The organism is Nonomuraea sp. NPDC005650 (genome assembly GCF_040605375.1).
Lineage (GTDB): Bacteria > Actinomycetota > Actinomycetes > Streptosporangiales > Streptosporangiaceae > Nonomuraea.
The window spans coordinates 1-16367 of sequence record NZ_JBEXCR010000041.1 but is presented as its reverse complement, the minus strand read 5'-3'; the positions used below and the strand labels follow the sequence as shown (position 1 = coordinate 16367).

The 16367-nt window shown below is 70.9% G+C and carries 12 protein-coding genes; 10 read left to right on the top strand and 2 right to left on the bottom strand.

Features of this window, described 5'->3' with window-relative positions; genetic code table 11:
* Positions 1 to 302 precede the first annotated feature (302 nt).
* From ABZS69_RS49660 to ABZS69_RS49615, 10 genes are all read left to right on the top strand, one after another.
* Positions 303 to 4586, top strand: coding sequence for an NEW3 domain-containing protein (locus ABZS69_RS49660; RefSeq protein WP_355386678.1), 4284 nt, complete (start codon positions 303 to 305; stop codon positions 4584 to 4586).
* Between the two features lie 159 nt (positions 4587 to 4745).
* Entirely contained in the window at positions 4746 to 5510 is a 765-nt protein-coding gene (locus ABZS69_RS49655; RefSeq protein WP_355386675.1) for a GntR family transcriptional regulator, read from the top strand.
* Positions 5511 to 5521: 11 nt separating this feature from the next.
* Positions 5522 to 7216 carry a hypothetical protein gene (locus ABZS69_RS49650; RefSeq protein WP_355386672.1) on the top strand — a complete coding sequence of 565 codons (1695 nt, stop codon included), beginning with the start codon at positions 5522 to 5524 and terminating at the stop codon, positions 7214 to 7216.
* A gap of 145 nt (positions 7217 to 7361) precedes the next feature.
* Complete coding sequence (locus ABZS69_RS49645) at positions 7362 to 8666, top strand: extracellular solute-binding protein (protein WP_355386669.1); 1305 nt, start codon at positions 7362 to 7364, stop codon at positions 8664 to 8666.
* Positions 8667 to 8741: 75 nt separating this feature from the next.
* Positions 8742 to 9698 (top strand): sugar ABC transporter permease, encoded by a 957-nt coding sequence (locus ABZS69_RS49640; protein WP_355386666.1) that lies wholly within the window; start codon positions 8742 to 8744, stop codon positions 9696 to 9698.
* A gap of 1 nt (position 9699) precedes the next feature.
* The gene (locus ABZS69_RS49635; protein WP_355386663.1) at positions 9700 to 10524 is read left to right on the top strand and encodes a carbohydrate ABC transporter permease; all 825 of its coding nucleotides are present in this window, start codon (positions 9700 to 9702) and stop codon (positions 10522 to 10524) included.
* An 84-nt stretch (positions 10525 to 10608) separates the two neighbouring features.
* Entirely contained in the window at positions 10609 to 11709 is a 1101-nt protein-coding gene (locus ABZS69_RS49630) for a histidine kinase (protein ID WP_355386660.1), read from the top strand.
* On the top strand, positions 11706 to 12383 hold the full coding sequence (locus ABZS69_RS49625; RefSeq protein ID WP_355386657.1) for a response regulator transcription factor: 678 nt from the start codon (positions 11706 to 11708) through the stop codon (positions 12381 to 12383). The genes ABZS69_RS49630 and ABZS69_RS49625 overlap by 4 nt, the downstream gene beginning before the upstream one ends.
* A gap of 58 nt (positions 12384 to 12441) precedes the next feature.
* Positions 12442 to 13920 carry a glycosyltransferase family 39 protein gene (locus ABZS69_RS49620; RefSeq protein WP_355386654.1) on the top strand — a complete coding sequence of 493 codons (1479 nt, stop codon included), beginning with the start codon at positions 12442 to 12444 and terminating at the stop codon, positions 13918 to 13920.
* A gap of 9 nt (positions 13921 to 13929) precedes the next feature.
* Positions 13930 to 14631: a polyprenol monophosphomannose synthase gene (locus ABZS69_RS49615; RefSeq protein ID WP_355386651.1), complete on the top strand. Its 702-nt coding sequence runs from the start codon at positions 13930 to 13932 to the stop codon at positions 14629 to 14631.
* A gap of 12 nt (positions 14632 to 14643) precedes the next feature.
* On the opposite strand, the gene ABZS69_RS49610 is transcribed toward ABZS69_RS49615, so the two are convergent.
* The gene (locus ABZS69_RS49610; protein WP_355386648.1) at positions 14644 to 15606 is read right to left on the bottom strand and encodes a DUF6461 domain-containing protein; all 963 of its coding nucleotides are present in this window, start codon (positions 15604 to 15606) and stop codon (positions 14644 to 14646) included.
* A gap of 137 nt (positions 15607 to 15743) precedes the next feature.
* On the bottom strand, positions 15744 to 16367 hold a 624-nt coding region (locus ABZS69_RS49605; RefSeq protein WP_355386645.1), incomplete at its 5' end, for a cytochrome P450.

The following is a 16367-nucleotide window of genomic DNA, read 5'->3' as shown; positions in this document are numbered from 1 at the left end:
CTCACGGCTCCCGCGGGCGCCAAGCCCCTCGCCCTGCTTGGTGCGGGCGCCTCGGGTGGGACGCGGCCAAGCAGGGCAGCCACGACGAGCTGATCGCGGCCGGCGGCCGGTACGCGCGCCTGTTCACGCTCCAGGCGCGCGGCTACAGTGACGCCCAGCCGCCCGCGGATCTGCGCGAATCTGGGCATACCGGGTAGCAGGGTCGAACCAGGGCTCTATATGATCCGCGAAAGCGCTTTCCCGAGCCCGGGATCCACGACAGGCCGGATGACGCCACCCCGGGTCAGAGATCTGGAGTGAAGATGCGAATCGCGTCGTTGCAGGGCACTGATCTGTTCATAGGCTCGGAGTCCGCGCCACGCCAGGTCGTCAGGGTGACCCTGACCGAGGTGCCGGGCCCGGTACGGGTGTGGGTGGAGGGCCCTGCCGTCACCACGCCCGAGCCCGTGACGGTCACCGGTGACGGGGAGGCCGAGGTGGGGGTGCTCATCACCGGGCCGGAGGGCTCCGTCCAGCGGGTCACCGCCGTCGCGGAGGGCGCGGGCGAACGCCGCACTCTCGACGGGAGCGTCGAGGCGGCGGCCACCGGCTGGACGATGTGGATGGTCTCGCACTTCCACTACGACCCGGTCTGGTGGAACACCCAGGCCGGGTTCACCGAGGTGTGGCACCAGTTGCCCGACCTGCCGTGGGTCGGCAAGCTGCGGCCGCCGTTCGTCCGTACCGCCTTCGACCTGGTACGCGCGCACCTCGACGCGGCCAGGCACGACGACGACTACAAGTTCGTCCTGGCCGAGATCGACTACCTCAAGCCGTTCTGGGACGTCTTTCCGGGGGAGCGGGAGCAAGTGCGGCGCTTCCTGGCCGAGGGACGGGTCGAACTCGTCGGCGGAACCTACAACGAGCCCAACACCAACCTGACGCACCCCGAGTCGACCATCCGCAACGCGGTCTACGGCATCGGCTATCAGCGGGACGTGCTCGGCGGCGACCCGCGTACCGCCTGGATGCTCGACGTCTTCGGCCACGACCCGGCCTTCCCCGGGCTGATGGCCGACGCGGGGCTGGACTCCGCCTCGTGGGCGCGCGGGCCGTTCCACATGGTCGGCGCCAAGCGGCACACCGGCGACATCACCCGCATGCAGTTCGCCAGCGAGTTCGAGTGGGTCTCGCCGTCCGGGCGCGGGCTGCTCACCAGCTACATGTCCAACCACTACGTCGCCGGCTGGGACGTGGAGCGCAAGGCGACGCTCGAAGAGGCGATGGCCGAGGCGTACCTGCAGTTCAGCGAGCTGAAGAAGGTCGCGGCCACCCCCAACGTCCTGCTGCCCGTCGGGCACGACCACAACCTGCCGTCGCGATGGTGCACCGAGGTGCACCGCGAATGGGCCGCCCGCTACGTGTGGCCCCGGTTCAGGGTCGGCCTGCCCCGCGAGTTCTTCGCCGCGGTACGCGCCGCGACCCCGCGGCGCGGGATCACCCCGCAGACCCGGGACATGAACCCGGTCTACACCGGCAAGGACGTCTCGTACATCGACACCAAGCAGGCGCAGCGGGCCGCCGAGGTCGCCGTGCTCGACGCCGAGCGGCTCGCCACCCTGGCCGCGCTGCTGGGCGAGCGCTACCCCAGCGAGGCGCTGGACAAGGCGTGGCGGCTGCTGGCGTACGGCGCCCACCACGACGCGATCACCGGCACCGAGTCCGACCAGGTGTACCTGGACCTGCTCGCGGGCTGGCGGGAGGCGTACGAGCTGGGCGCGGCGGCCCGGGACGGCGCCATCGCGGGCCTCGCCGCCCATGCCTCCACCGATGCCGACACCGGGGGCGCGGGCCGGGCGATCCTCGCCGTCAACACGCTGTCCTGGGACCGCGACGGCGTCACGACCGTGCGGGTCGCCTTCCCCGAACCGGGGACGACCGGCGCGGAGCTGCGCGACGACCTGGGCGAGCCCGTCCCGGCGGTGGCCGAGGGGGTGCTGCGCCACCCGGACGGCTCTGTGGCGGAGCTGAGCCTGACGTTCGTCGCCCGTGACGTGCCGTCGCTGGGCTTCCGCGTCTACCACCTGGCCCCGGCGCCCGATCTGCCCGCCGGGTGGGCCGAGGAGCCCGGACGCGCCGCGATCGAGAACGAGACGTTCCTGATCGAAGCCGACCCCGCCCGGGGCGGCGCGCTCAGCCGCGTCCTCGACCGGCGCACCGGCCGGGAACTGCTGCGGCCCGGCGGCCTCGGCGGCGAGCTCTACCTGCAGGACGAGTACGAGGAGCATCCGGTCTGGCACGAGGGCCCGTGGCACCTGCTCCCGAAGGGGCCCGGCGTCGGCACCCGGGAACAGGCCACGACCGTACACGTACGGAGGTCTCCGGTCGGTCGCCGCATCGTGGCCGTCACCCGCCTCGCCGACCTGCGGGTCACCCAGGAGACGACCCTGTGGGACGGGGTCGGCCGGATCGACTTCCGCACCCACGTGGACGGCTCGATCGGCCGCGACCACCTGCTGAGGGCGCGGTTCGACCTCGACCTGCCCGGCGCGCTGCCGGTCAGCGAGGTCGGCTTCGCCGCGATCGGCCGGTCGTTCGGCTTCCCGAACTCCGACGCGGCAGAGCACCTGTACACGCTGGACAACCCCGCGCACACCTGGGCGGGCCTGTCGGCCACGGCGCGGATCGCCCTGTCGTTCGCGGACGGCCGCCGCGAGAACCACGCGATCGGGGTCGCCGAGGTGGTGGCGTCCGGGGACGGTGACCGGGTCCGGGGCCTGCTCGACCGGCTGGTCGCCTGCGGCGTCACCGCCACGCTCACCCGGCCGGACGGCCCGCGCTACGGCGCGCTCGACGGCGACTCCAACCTGCCCGACGTACGGATCGTGCTCGGCGACGGGACCGCGAACGCCTTCGCCGAGCAGGTCCTCGACGCAGCGCCGGAGGGCTGCCGGGAGGCACTGGCCCGGCACGGGCGCGTGTTCGTGCCCGCCGGCCGCACCCGGCGCGAGGCCTGGGTTCCGGGCGCCGACCTGCGCGGCGTACGCGATCTGCCCGTGCTCATCGTGGCCGGGCCCGCCGTCGAGGGTGTCATCGACGACCTCGCCGACTCGGTGATCGACGTGCCCGTCCCCGCCGGACTGCCCGGCACCGCGGAGCCGGTCGACGACTACTCGGTCGCCGTGGTCAACCGTGGCACGCCCGGTTTCGTGGCCGAGTCCGACGGCACCTGCTACGTCTCGCTGATGCGCTCCTGCGGGGCATGGCCGAGCGGCGTCTGGATCGACGGCCCGGCCAGGACAGCCCCCGACGGCAGCGGCTTCTCCCTTCAGCACTGGACGCACACCTTCGAGTACAGCCTGGTGGCCGGGGCCGGTGACTGGCGCGCCGCCGGATTCGTACAGGCCGGGCAGGAGGTCAACCACGCGGTGCTCGCGCGTGAGGTGGCCGCGTCGCGGGGTCCGCTGGCCGCCCGGACGAGCCTCGGCGGGGTCGAGCCGGCCAGTGTCGTGCTGACCGCGTTGAAGCCGCGCGGGAACCCGATGGCGTCGGGGCTCTCCGGCGACCTCGACCTTGCGGCCGGTGTCACCGTGCGGCTCTACGAGTCGGCCGGGTCGCCGGCGGTGGCGCGCGTACGCCTGCATGGCGGCCTGACCGACGTCGAGGTCGCCACGGTGCTTGAAGGGGCGGGGGAGCGGCTCGGCGACGCCGTGCTTGACGGGGCCGGGGAACGGCTCGGCGACGCGGTGCTTGAAGGGGCCGGTGAGCGGCCCGGCGACGCGGTGATCCCGCTGCGGCCGGCCGAGATCGTCACGCTGGGCGCGCGGGCGGCCCTGGCACCGGGTCACGCGGCCGCCCACGTCGAACCCGCCCAGCCGGTCTTCACCCGGTACTGGCTGCACAACAAGGGCCCGGCCCCGGCCGGTTACCTGCCGGTCGCGGTCCACGCGCATCCGGTGGCGCTGCGGGTGGGCCCGGGCGACGAGCAGACCGTACGGATCACCGTCGCCTGCTCGGCCCGGTCCGCCGCCGGCCTGGTGGAGCTGGACGCGCCGGACGGCTGGGCGGTGACCGGTTCACTGAAGTACGACCTGGCGGCGGGGGAACACGCCGAGTTCGAGACGGTCCTGCGGCCACCCGCCGACGCCGGAGCCGGGACCTACTTCGTCGCCGCCCGCATCCGCGACGAACTGGGCCAGACCCTGGAGGACGTGGTCACCGTGACCGTCGGCGACCCGGAGCCCCGCGAGCCGCTCACCGTGACGCTGGGCCCGGCCGGGCTGGAGGTCGTGCCGGGCGGGCGGGCGACGCTCGGCGTCGAGCTCGTCAACGACGCGCGCACCGAGGTACGCGGAGAGGCGCAACTGCTCAGCCCGTTCGGCACGTGGGGCGCCGGGGCCGGGGAGGTGCTGTCCGGCCCGTGGACGCAGGGCTTCGCCGTTCCCGCCGGTGGCCGCGTCCCGCTGCACTTCACCGTACGGGCACCGGGCGACGCCCGGCCGGGGGCGCACTGGTGGGCGGCGGTGAAGGTCAGCGCCTTCGGCCGGGTCCACTACACCCGGACGCTCCCCATCGACGTGCGATCTTTGTCAGGACAATATAGGTGAGAAAGTCAGGACAAAGTCTTGACGCAGCTCTTTCCAGGGCGTTTGGATGGGTGCCGCTGACCACCGCCGCAGGTTGCTCAAGGTGGTCGGCGTCACGTACGACGGAGAGAGGCATCGTAATGCGTCTATTTGTAAGCTAGTCCTGTCATAATGACAATCATGCCCTCCCAAGTCCCCCCGCCGGAGTCGCTCGCCGCCCTCGTCAACCTCGACAGGGCCAGCGCCGTCCCGCTCTACTTCCAGGTGGCGCAGCAGTTGGAGGCGGCCATCGCGGGCGGCGTGCTGCCGCCGGGCACCCAGCTCGACAGCGAGATCGACCTGGCCGACCAGCTCGCGGTGTCGCGCCCCACCATGCGCAAGGCGATGGAGTTCCTCGTCGACAAGGGCCTGATCGTGCGGCGACGGGGGGTGGGCACCCGGGTCGTCCAGTCCCAGGTCCGGCGGCCGCTGGAGCTGAGCAGCCTGTACGACGACCTCAAGGGCAGCGGCCAGGAGCCGGCCACGACCGTGCTGTCCAACACCGTCGAGCCGGCCTCCGCGGCCGTCGCGGAAGCCCTCAGGCTGGCCGAGGGGACGCCGGTGATCGCGCTGGTGCGGCTCCGGACGGCCCGCGACCAGCCACTCGCCAAAATGCGCAACTACCTGCCCGCCTTACTGCTGGAAGTCAGGACCGACGTGCTGGAGAGGCAGGGGCTCTACGAGCTGATCCGGGCGGCCGGCATCCGGCTGCACGCGGCGACCCAGACGGTCGGCGCCCGCAACGCCACGGCGGCGGAGGCGCGGCTGCTCGGGGAGAGCCGGGGCGCCGCCGTCCTGACCATGGAGCGCGTCGCCTACGACGACAGCGGCACGCCCGTGGAGTACGGCACGCACATCTACGCCGCGGCCCGCTACAGCTTCCAGATGAACCTGCTCATGGGCTGATCGATGAAGAGATGAACGACAGAAATATTGACGCCGCGTTCACCGCGGCGGTCCAGACTGCCCTCTCCGGGCAGGTCAAGGCGATACTCGACGAGGGCGACGGCGGGGCTCACCTGCAACATCGCCAACTGGCCGAGCGGATCCTGGCCCTCGTCGCATACGGGCGGGACGGCCTGCCGCTCGATCACGCGGCCCGGCTCGCCGCCCGGCTGCGCGAGCTGCAGGGCCCAGGCGGGTTGTTCACCGGCGGCGACAACGTCGACTCCCCGCCGGACTCCGCCTTCAGCGTCAACGATCTCGCCGACGCCCTGTGGCTGCTGCGGCGCGACCCTCCCGGCGCCGCCGGGCACGGGCTGGCGGACCTGCTCGACGACCTGCTGGCGGCGGTCACCCCGGCCCTGGCGCGGGGCGGGGTGCACACCCCCAACCACCGCTGGGAGATCTCGGCCGCCCTGGCCAGGCTGCACCGGCTCGCGCCCGACCGGACGCTGGCGGAACGGGTCGGCCAATGGCTGGCCGAGGGAGTCGACATCGACGACGACGGGCTCTACTCCGAACGCAGCGCCAACTACGCCGCGTACGTGTCGAACCCGTCACTGCTGGCCATCGCCGAGGTGTTCGACCGCCCCGACCTGGTCGACGCCGTCGAACGGAACCTGGACGCCACGCTCGATCTGCTCCTGCCGGACGGGACGGTCGAGACGGTGCTGTCGCGCCGCCAGGACCAGCGGCAGCCGCTGCCCCTGGCGCCGTACCTGCTCCCGCTGCGCCGGATCGCGCTGCTGCGCGCCCGGGGCGACCTCGCCTGGGCGGCCGGGCTCGCGCTGTCCCAAGGGATCGTCTCACCGGCGCGCGCGGCCACGGAGCTGATCCTCGACCCCGGCATCGGGCGGGAGCTGCCCGAACCCGTCCCGCCCCGAAGACCGCGGCAACGCGTCTTCGGCGCCGCGGGGCTGCTCGTCGACCATCGCCCCGCGACGACGACCGTGGTCTTCGGCGGCTCCGACTATCCGCGCCACAGACGCGTGCGTTCCGGGCTGGCGAACTCCCCGACGTTCCTGCGCCTGTTCGCCGGGGCGGCCGTCCTGGGGGACGTGCGGCTCTCGCGGGTCTTCTTCGGCCTTGGACCGTTCCGCGCCGACCGGTTGCTGGCCGAGCGCGATCGGGGGAGCACGTCCGCGACGCTCGCCGAATCCGTGTCGGCCTCCTACTACCAGCCGATGACGGACCAGGACCGCGACGCGCGCGGCCACTACGGGCTGGTGGACGACGGCAGGTTCAGCGCGGCGATGGACTTCGGCCGGCGCGCGCGGGACGAGGTCACGCTGACCACCGCCGTCCGCGTGGCCATCACGGACACCGGGGCCGAGCTGACCGTCGACCTGGCGGGCCCGGCCGTGGACTGGGCGCTGGAGCTGGCCTTCCGGCCCGGCGGGCGGATGGCGGGCGCCATGCCCCTGAGCGAGCACGCCTGGCAGCTCGACCCGGGCGAGCCCGCGGTCTATCGCGTCGGCGACGACTCGATCACGGTCACGGTGCCCGACAGGTCGACAGCCGCCTCCCATTCGGTTCCCGGCTACGAGCCCGGCGAGGAGTACCGGTTCCTCGGGGGCACCGACGCGGTGTCGGGGGAGCGGCTGTACGTCGCCGGACGGGTTCCCGGAAGGTTGCGTTTGCGTCTCGCGGCCACCCATCACTCCGGATAAAACCGCAGTTCACAGCCTTATAGGCACTTTCTCCTGTTGTGCATATGTCAGGAGATCTTAAGAGCTTTTGTCCTGACTATTGACCAGGCAAACGCTTTCCCGTTACCGTCCCACGCCACAGGCAGACGACGTTCGAGGAGACGCCATGACGACTTCTGCGACACACCGGAGACGACTCACCCGCTGGCGCTGGCTGCCGGTGACCGTCGCCGCGGCGATCGCCCTCACCGCGTGCGGTTCGAGCTCCGACGGGAGCTCGGGCGGGGACTCCGGCGCCAAGAGCATCACCTTCTGGCTCTCGGCGAGCACGGCCCAGGCGCAGGGCTACCACGACCTGGCCAAGGAGTTCCAGGCCAAGGAGGGCGTCACGGTCGAGATCGTCAACGTCCCCTACGACGGCTACCAGGACAAGCTGCGCCAGGCGGCGCAGGCCAACTCCCTGCCCGACACGGCCAGCGTGCCCTCACTCGACACCATCTGGATCAACCAGCTCCAGGACCTCGCCGCGACGGCGAACGCCCCGGCCAACAAGATCAACAAGGACCTGCTCACCGTCAAGGACGGCAAGGTCCTCTGCATCCCCTCCGACCTGACGGCCGCCGGGCTGTTCGTCAACAAGTCCCTGTTCGAGAAGGCCAAGGTCAAGATTCCCGCCGACCCGAACCAGACCTGGACCTGGGACGAGTTCCTCGCCGCCACCGAGAAGGTCCGCGCCGCCACGGGCGCCAAGTACGACCTGGTCTACGACCAGTCCCCCGCGCGCATCAGGCCCTTCATCTACGGTCACGGTGGCAAGGGCTTCCAGCTCGGCCCGGACAACAAGTACGCCACCCCCGACGACGCCACCGTGCAGGCGCTGTCGAAGTTCGCCTCGCTGAACGACGACAAGGTCATGCCGAAGTCGGTCTGGGGCGCGGGAGCCGACCCGAACGCCCTGTTCAAGAGCGGCCAGGTCGTCGCGTACTTCTCCGGTGTCTGGCAGGTGGCCGACTTCGCGGACAGCATCACGAGCTTCGACTGGGCCAGCGCGCCGACGCCGGGCCCCGTCCACGCCACCGACATCAACCTCGGCGGCAAGGTGGTCGCCTTCAACAACGGCGACAAGGCCGAGGCCGCCAAGAAGTGGGTGGACTACCTCTTCCAGCCCGCGAACTACACGAAGCTCGCGCAGGTCAACGGCTACCTGCCGGTGGAGTCCGGTCTCACGCTGAACTACCCGTTCAAGAACAAGGCGGCCCTGGACGCGTTCCAGCTCTACATCAAGGAGATCGAGCTGGCGGACCCGATCTCCTCCTCGGGATTCCAGAGCGGGACGAAGCTCCTGCTGGCCGGCAAGTCCATCCAGGACGACCCGACCAAGGTCGAGATGGCCAAGCTGATCAACGGTCAGCAGGACATCAAGAAGACGGTCGACAACATCGTGTCGGGACTCAACCAGCAGATCGGCTGACCGTTCGGCCCGCCGGCGCTCTCCCTGCGCCGGCGGGCCGAGTGCTGAAGAACGCGGAAGGAAGAGGAGAGCGCAATGGCGGAGAGTGTCCCACAGGCGGCGGGGCGCGCCGACGAGACGCCGGCCCGGCCCGCGTGGCGGCAGTGGTCCCGCCGGCGGACCCGGCGACATGACCGCTACACCCTGGCGCCCCTGCTGCTCATCTCATCCAACCTCGCCCTGTTCCTGCTCTTCTTCGTCTGGCCGGCCGTCATCGGCGTGGGATACTCCTTCACCAGCTACACGGGTGTCGGCTCGGCGCCGTTCGTGGGCCTGGACAACTACCAGCGGCTGCTGAACGACGACGCGTTCTACGCGGCGCTGATCCGTACTCTGATCTTCACGGCGGCCGTCGTCCCGCTGACGTTCGTCGCCGCGCTGAGTGCGGCCGTGCTGATCGTCAGCCCGTACACCCGGGGCAAGCCGGTCGCGCGAGTGATCTTCTTCGTGCCCTGGCTCATCTCTCCGATCATCGCCGGTGTCATCTGGCGCTGGATCTTCGGTGAGAACTTCGGGCTGGTCAACTACGTCATCATCGCGCTCGGTGGCGAGGCGGTGCCGTGGCAGTCCAACGCGAACCTGTCACTGGTCATCGTGATCATCGCCTCAGCCTGGGGTAACACCGCGATCAACATGCTGATGTTCGTCCCGGCCATCAAGAACGTGCCGCCCGCGTACTACGAGGCCGCGTCCCTGGACGGCGCGGGCTCGTGGGCCAAGTTCCGCCACATCACGCTGCCCTCGATCGCGCCCACGTCGTTCATCGTGATCCTGCTCAGCACCCTGCACTCGATGAAGGAGTACGCGCTCATCCAGGCGGTGAACGCCGGAGGTCCGGGCACCGAGAACAACCTGCTCATCCAGTACATCTTCACGACCGGCTTCCGCCGCGCCCAGATCGGCTACGCGAGCGCGGCGTCCTTCGTGCTCATGCTGCTGCTGATGGTCATCGCCATCGTGCAGCTGGTCCTCAACCGCCGGAAGGACTCCTGAGATGGACAACCTGCTGCCGAAGAAGGTCTGGGCGACGGCGGCCCTGTGGTTCATGGTCGCCCTGTACGGCATTCCCGTCCTGTGGTTCCTGCTCAGCTCCTTCAAACCGGCGGGGGAGCTGTTCTCCTATCCGCTGACCATCTTCCCGAAGCAGCCGACCATCTCCGGCTACACCGAGGCCTGGACGAGCTTCGACTTCAGCCGCTACTTCGGCAACACCCTCATCGTGGCCGTGTCCGCCACCCTCATCACCATCGTGACCAGCGCGACCTGCGGGTACGCCCTGGCGAAGTACACCAACTGGTGGCTGCGGGCGTTCACCATCTGCGTCCTGGCCACCACGATGCTGCCGGGCGAGGTCATCCTCTCCCCGCTGTTCCTCATCGTCCGCGACCTGGGCCTCTACAACAGTCTCGGCGGCGTCGTGGCCCCCTCGGTGATCACGGCGACGGGCACCTTCATGTTCCGCCAGTTCTTCCTGAGCGTGCCGCGCGACCTGCTGGACGCGGCCCGCATCGACGGCAGCGGAGAACTGTCGACCTTCGTCCGGATCATGCTCCCGCTCTCCCGGCCGATCATCATGACCCTCGCCATCATGTCGTTCCAGTGGCGGTGGAACGACTACATCTGGCCCCTCGTGATCCTCAACGACCCGAAGCAGTTCACCCTGCAGATCGGCGTCGCGAGCATCGTGGGCGCGGAGAACGTCAACTGGTCGGTCCTGCTCGGGGCGTCGGTCCTGTCCATGATCCCCCTTGTCGTGATCTACCTGATCTTCCAGAAGTACGTGATGAACGCCGACCTCAGCGCGGGCCTGAAGGACTAGCAGATCGCTTCTCTGCCCCTGGGCAGATGGCGGGTACCACTCCGGGTGGATGCGCGGGGGACCGGCCGTTCCTACGATGGGCGGGTGGTGGTGACTCCCCGCTGGCTGTTACCGGCCGGCTTCGGGCTGCTGATCCTGCTGGTCGGGCTGTCGTGGGCGCAGACGATCGCGCGTGGCTGCGACTGCGTGTGGCCGTTCGCCGGCGGGGGCGCCCTCGTCGTTCTCTGTCTCGTGATCGTGCGTACGGCGCCGGGCCGGCTTGCCGAGGTGGCCGCTCTCCTGGTGCCCGCGGCCATCGCGGCGCTGACGGGGCTCGCGGTCAACAGCGTCGGCTGGTTCGTCCTGGCGCTCTACAGCGGGTTCGTCGCGCTGACCCTGCGGCTCTGGCCCGGCATTGTCATGTGGCTCGCCGCGCTCTCCACGGTGGCCGTGGCGGCGTTCACCACGCCGGACCCCGGGTGGCCCAACTGGCTGGCCGCCGTGACGCTGGTCTTCTGGAGCGGCTGGGCGGCGCGGTACCGCATCGAGGTGGGCGAACGGCTGCATCGCGCGGAGAGCACCGCCACCGCTGCCGCCGCGCTGGCCGAGCGGCAGCGGCTCGCCGCCGATCTGCACGACATCGTCGCGCACACGCTCGCCGTGACGGTGCTGCATCTGGGAGGCGCGCGGCTGGCACTTGAACACGATCCCAAGGACGCGGCGGCGGGGATCGCCGAGGCCGAGCGCCTGGCCCGGCAGAGCATGGCGGAGCTGCGAAAAGTGGTCCGTGTTCTCGCCGAGGAAGGCGCCGACCCGGCCGTCGTCGCCCCCCAACCCACCGCGCCCCGGCTGCCCGAGCTCTTCGAGGAATACCGGACGGCGGGTCTGGAACTCGAGTCCAGCGTCGACGGTGAGCTGACGGCGGTGAGCCCGACGACCGGGATGGTGCTCTACCGGCTGGTGCAGGAGGCCCTGGCCAACGCGAGCCGCCACGCCCCGCGGAGCTCGGTCGAGGTACGGCTGCGCGTATCGGAGGAAGGCGCCGTGTGGGGCACGGTCACCAATTCATTGCCCGACAGCCCACCTCGGCACAATGGCGGCATGGGACTTCGCGCGATGGCCGACAGGGTGCGCATGGTCGGTGGACATGTCACCGCAGGCGTCGAGGACGACCGGTGGGTCGTGCGGACGGAGTTGCCGGCATGATCTCGGTGGTGCTCGTCGACGACCAGGAACTCGCCAGGGCAGGACTGCGCACGATCCTGCGCCAGCCGTACGGGTTCGACGTGGTCGGCGAGGCGGCCGACGGCCAGGCCGCGCTGGCGGAGGTCGCGCGCGTCCGGCCCGATGCCGTGGTCATGGACATTCGCATGCCGCGGATGGACGGGGTCGAGGCCACTCGTGCCTTGCTGGCCGCGGACCCGGCGTCCCGCATCCTGGTGCTGACCACGTTCGGCGAGGACAACGTTCTCGCGGCGGCGCTGCGGGCCGGCGCGTCGGGATTCTGCCTCAAGGACGCTCCGGCCGAGGACATCCAGCGTGCCGTCCGGGCGGTGGCGGCCGGCGACGGCTGGCTGGACCCCGCTGTCTGCGGGCGGGTCCTGCGGCGTTATCGCGCGGATCCGGTGACCGACCCCGACGCGGTGCGCCGGCTCGGCGACCTCACCTCCCGCGAGCTCGACGTGCTCAAGCTCATCGGCCGAGGGCTCACCAACGCCGAGATCGCCCGTCAGCTCGTGATCGGCGAGGGCACGATCAAGACCCACATCGGCCGGATCTTCACGAAGCTGGCGGTGCGCGACCGGGCCGCGGCGGTCGTCTTCGCGTTCGACCACGGCGTGGTCCGCCCTGGGGAGCCGCCGCCTATGCCCGGGGTCTGACTCCACGTTCTGCTCCCGGCCAGACGACAGGCGGCGGGCCATCGGAAACCGTGGAGGCATGCTTCTTCAAGCCCCCCGTCCTCGGATCACCCCTCCCTCGCTCCCGGCGATCGCCTGGCGGACCGCCGGTCCCATCGCGGGCGTCGTCGTGGTCACCCTGCTGCTGCTGAGCCCGTGGTACGGCTACCACCGCGACGAGCTCTACTTCCGCATGCTCGGCCAGTCTCCCGACTGGGGATACTTCGACCAGCCTCCGCTGACCCCGCTCCTGGCGCGGCTGTCCACGGAGCTGTTCGGGGACACCATCGTCGGGCTGCGGGTCGTCCCCGCGCTGTGCGCGGGACTGCTGATCCTCATCGGTACAGGGATCACACGGGAGCTCGGCGGCCGCGCGAACGCGCAGACGCTCGCCGCCGCCGGCCTCGGCACCGGGATGTTCCCCCTGGTCGCCGGGCACACCCTGCTGACCCAGTCGGCCGACTTCGTGTTCTGGACGGCCTGCATCCTGTGTGTGCTGCGTGCCCTGCTGCGCGGCGACGGACGATGGTGGCTGGCGGCCGGCGCCATCGCGGGAGCCGCCACGTTCAACAAACACCTCATCGTTCTGCTGATCACCGGACTGGCCACCGGCCTGCTCATCACCGTCGGCCTGGCGGTGAAGGGGCCGCGGGCCGTCTTCGGCGACAGGTGGTTCTGGTCCGGGGCGTTCCTGGCGGCTGTCATCGCCTCCCCGAACCTTCTCTACCAGGCCGTCAACGGCTGGCCTCAGCTCACCATGGCCGCCACGCTCAGCGAACCCGTGAATCGGATCATGTTCGCTCCCATGCTGGTGGCGCTGCTCAGCATGGGAGCCTTCGCGATCGCCGTCGTCGGGTGGCTCTGGCTGCGCGGGCGGCCGGAGACCCGGCCACTGGCTGTCGCGACCTTGGTGACGATCCTGCTCGGCTGGGCGTCAGGAGGGCGGGCGGACTATGTCGCCGGGAGCCTGATCTTCGCCTTCGTGGCCGGCTGCGTGCCCGCCGCCGCGTGGATGGAGAGCCGGGTCGCCCGGCGTCGAGCGGTGTGGTGGGGGATGCTCGGCAGCTCGGTCATCGGGATCGTCGTGGCGCTGCCGCTGCTCCCGCTGTCGGCGCTCGGTTTCTCGCCCAACGAGGTGTCCAGGGAGTCGGTGGGCTGGCCGCGCTTCGCCGCCCAGGTGGCCGGGGTGTACCGGACGCTTCCGCCGGGAACGATCGTGCTCACCGCGAACTACGGCGAGGCCGGCGCGCTCGACCGGTTCGCGCCGGCCATTCCCGTCTACAGCGGCCACAACGAGCTTTGGTACCAAGGGCGGCCGCCGGAGACGGCGCGGACGGTGGTCGCCGTGGGCCTGTCGCCGGAGCGGCTGCGGCTGCGCTTCGCCGGCTGCGATTCCGCCGGGGTCATCGATCACGGCACCGGAGTCGCGAACGAGGAGCAGGGCCTGCCCATCACCGTCTGCTCAGGACCGCTGGCTCCGTGGACGACCGCTTGGCCCGACTTCCGGCACGCGAGCTGAGGAGCGATCATGAGCACCGCCCTGGTCATCACGCCGACCTACAACGAACGAGACACCCTCCAAGGCGTCGTCGGCAGGATCCGCGCCGCCGTACCCGCCGCCCACGTCCTCGTCGTCGACGACAACAGCCCGGACGGGACGGGCCTGATCGCCGACCGGCTCGCGTCCGAGCTCGACGGCGTGCACGTCCTGCATCGGGAACGCAAGGAAGGGCTGGGCGCCGCGTACCTGGCGGGCTTTCGCTGGGGACTCGCCCGGGGGTACGACCTGCTGGTGGAGATCGACGCCGACGGCTCGCACCCTCCTGAGCGGCTGCCCGCGCTGCTGAACGCGGCGGAGCAGGCCGACCTCGTCATCGGCTCCCGCTGGGTGCCCGGCGGGAGCGTGGCGAACTGGCCGCGGAAACGGGAGCTGCTCTCCCGGCTCGCGAACCGTTATGTACGGGTCGCGCTCCGGCTTCCCGTCGCCGACGCCACCGGCGGCTTTCGCGTCTACCGGGCCGCCGCGCTCAAGAAGATCCTCCTCGGAGGTGTGGAGTCGCGGGGGTACTGCTTCCAGGTGGATCTCACGCTGCGAGCCGTGCGTCAAGGGTGCGCGGTGACGGAGGTGCCGATCACGTTCGTCGACCGGACGAGCGGGGCGAGCAAGATGAGCGCGGGTGTCCTCTTCGAGGCGCTCTGGCGGGTGACCGTGTGGGCTTTGGCACCTTGACGGTCAGCGTGGTCAGCTCCAGTAGTCCCGTTCCGGCAGCCGCAGGTGCGTGTCGGGCTCGGTGATCGCGCGGGCGTCGGTGGGGCGTAGACCCGCGCCGGCGAAGCAGTAGGCCTCCGCGTTGCCGACGTACAGGTATTTGAGCAGGATCTCCTCGGCGGAGTCGGTGGAGGACACATCGCCGCCGCCCGGGTGGGTGTCCCAGTCCAAGACCTCTCCGTCGCGGTAGACGCAGCCTTGGTTGCCGCTCTTGGGGTTGGCGTACATGCCATAGGCGATCGTGCCCGCAGACAGTGCCTTCATGACGCCGGGAGTGGAGGACATGTATCCCCACTCCTGGCTGACGACGCAGCCGCCGGGCACGTCGGTGAAGCCGATGATCTGCATGGCCTCGTCGTCGGAGGGGTCTTCCATGATCTCTTCAAGCTCCTCCTCGTCGACGGCCTCGGCGGCCAGGCGCCGCGCCGCCTCGGCGGCGCTGATGCCGCGTACGCACGCGAGGCTGTAGCCGTCGTACCCGATGCCTCCCAGCGCGCCGGCCAGGCGTTCGGCCTCCGCCACGGCGGCGGTCTCGGCCTCGGTCAGGCCGGCGTGACCCGGCGGGAACGGGAAGAACAGGCCAGGCCAGGGGCCCGCCAGGCTCAGCCGGCCAGGAGACCAGCCGCCCATCATCGGCCGCCACGGGTCGGCGCCGGCGGCCACCAGGGCGCGGGCGTTCTCGGGCCGGTCGTTGAAGACCGCCTCCCAGAGCGCGGTGCGGCCCTCGCACTCCGCGTCGACGCCGTCGACCCGGCCGGCCAGCTCGGCGACCACCTCCGGCGAGCCGCGGTCCGCCGCGGCGTGCAGCGGCGGCTCGAAGGAGTAGACCCCATGGTTCGGGTCGGCGCCCGCGTCGAGCCTGGCGCGGACAAGAGTGAGGTCCGTCCAGGAATCCCACCCGAAATCGGACCATCCGGCAGCGTTGTTGTCAGTCATGACGGCTCCTTCGGGATCACGCGTGGACACGAGCAGGGGCCATCATGACGGAGGGCAAGGACAATTTCGGGGTGCCGGACATCGGGCCTGGCAGGGCTACGGCACCTGTATGCCGCGGCCGCGTCATGGGCTCGTGGTCAGGCGTCCCAGGTGACCGGGAGGCTCTTGACGCCGTAGATGTCCGCGGTCTCCGGGCGCAGGGCGACCTCGTCGGCCGGCACGGCCAGGCGCAGCGTGGGGAAGCGGTCGAGCAGCGCGGGGAGCGCGACGCGCAGCTCGACGCGGGCCAGCTGCTGGCCCAGGCACTGGTGGATGCCGTGGCTGAAGGCCAGGTGCCCGCCCTCCTGCCTGCGCAGGTCGAGCGCGTGGGGGTCGGTGAAGCGCTCGGGGTCGCGGTTGGCGGTGGCGTACGACAGGATGAGCGTCGAGCCGGCCTTGATGGTGTGGCCGCCCAGCTCGACGTCCTCCAGCGCGACCCTCGTGAACTGCTTGGCGACGGTCAGATACCGCAGCAGCTCCTCCACGGCGCCCTCGGCGAGCTCGGGCTCGGCGCGCAGCGCCGCCAGCTGCTCCGGGTTCTGCAGCAGGGCGAAGGTGCCCAGGGCCAGCATGTTCGCGGTGGTGTCGAACCCGGCCGACAGCAGGATCAGCGCCATCCCCTTCAGCTCCTCGTCGGTCAGGTCGCTGTCGAGCAGGTCGCTGAGCACGTCGTCGGTGGGGTTGGCGCGCTTGGCGGCCACCAGCTCCGCGAGGTACTGCTG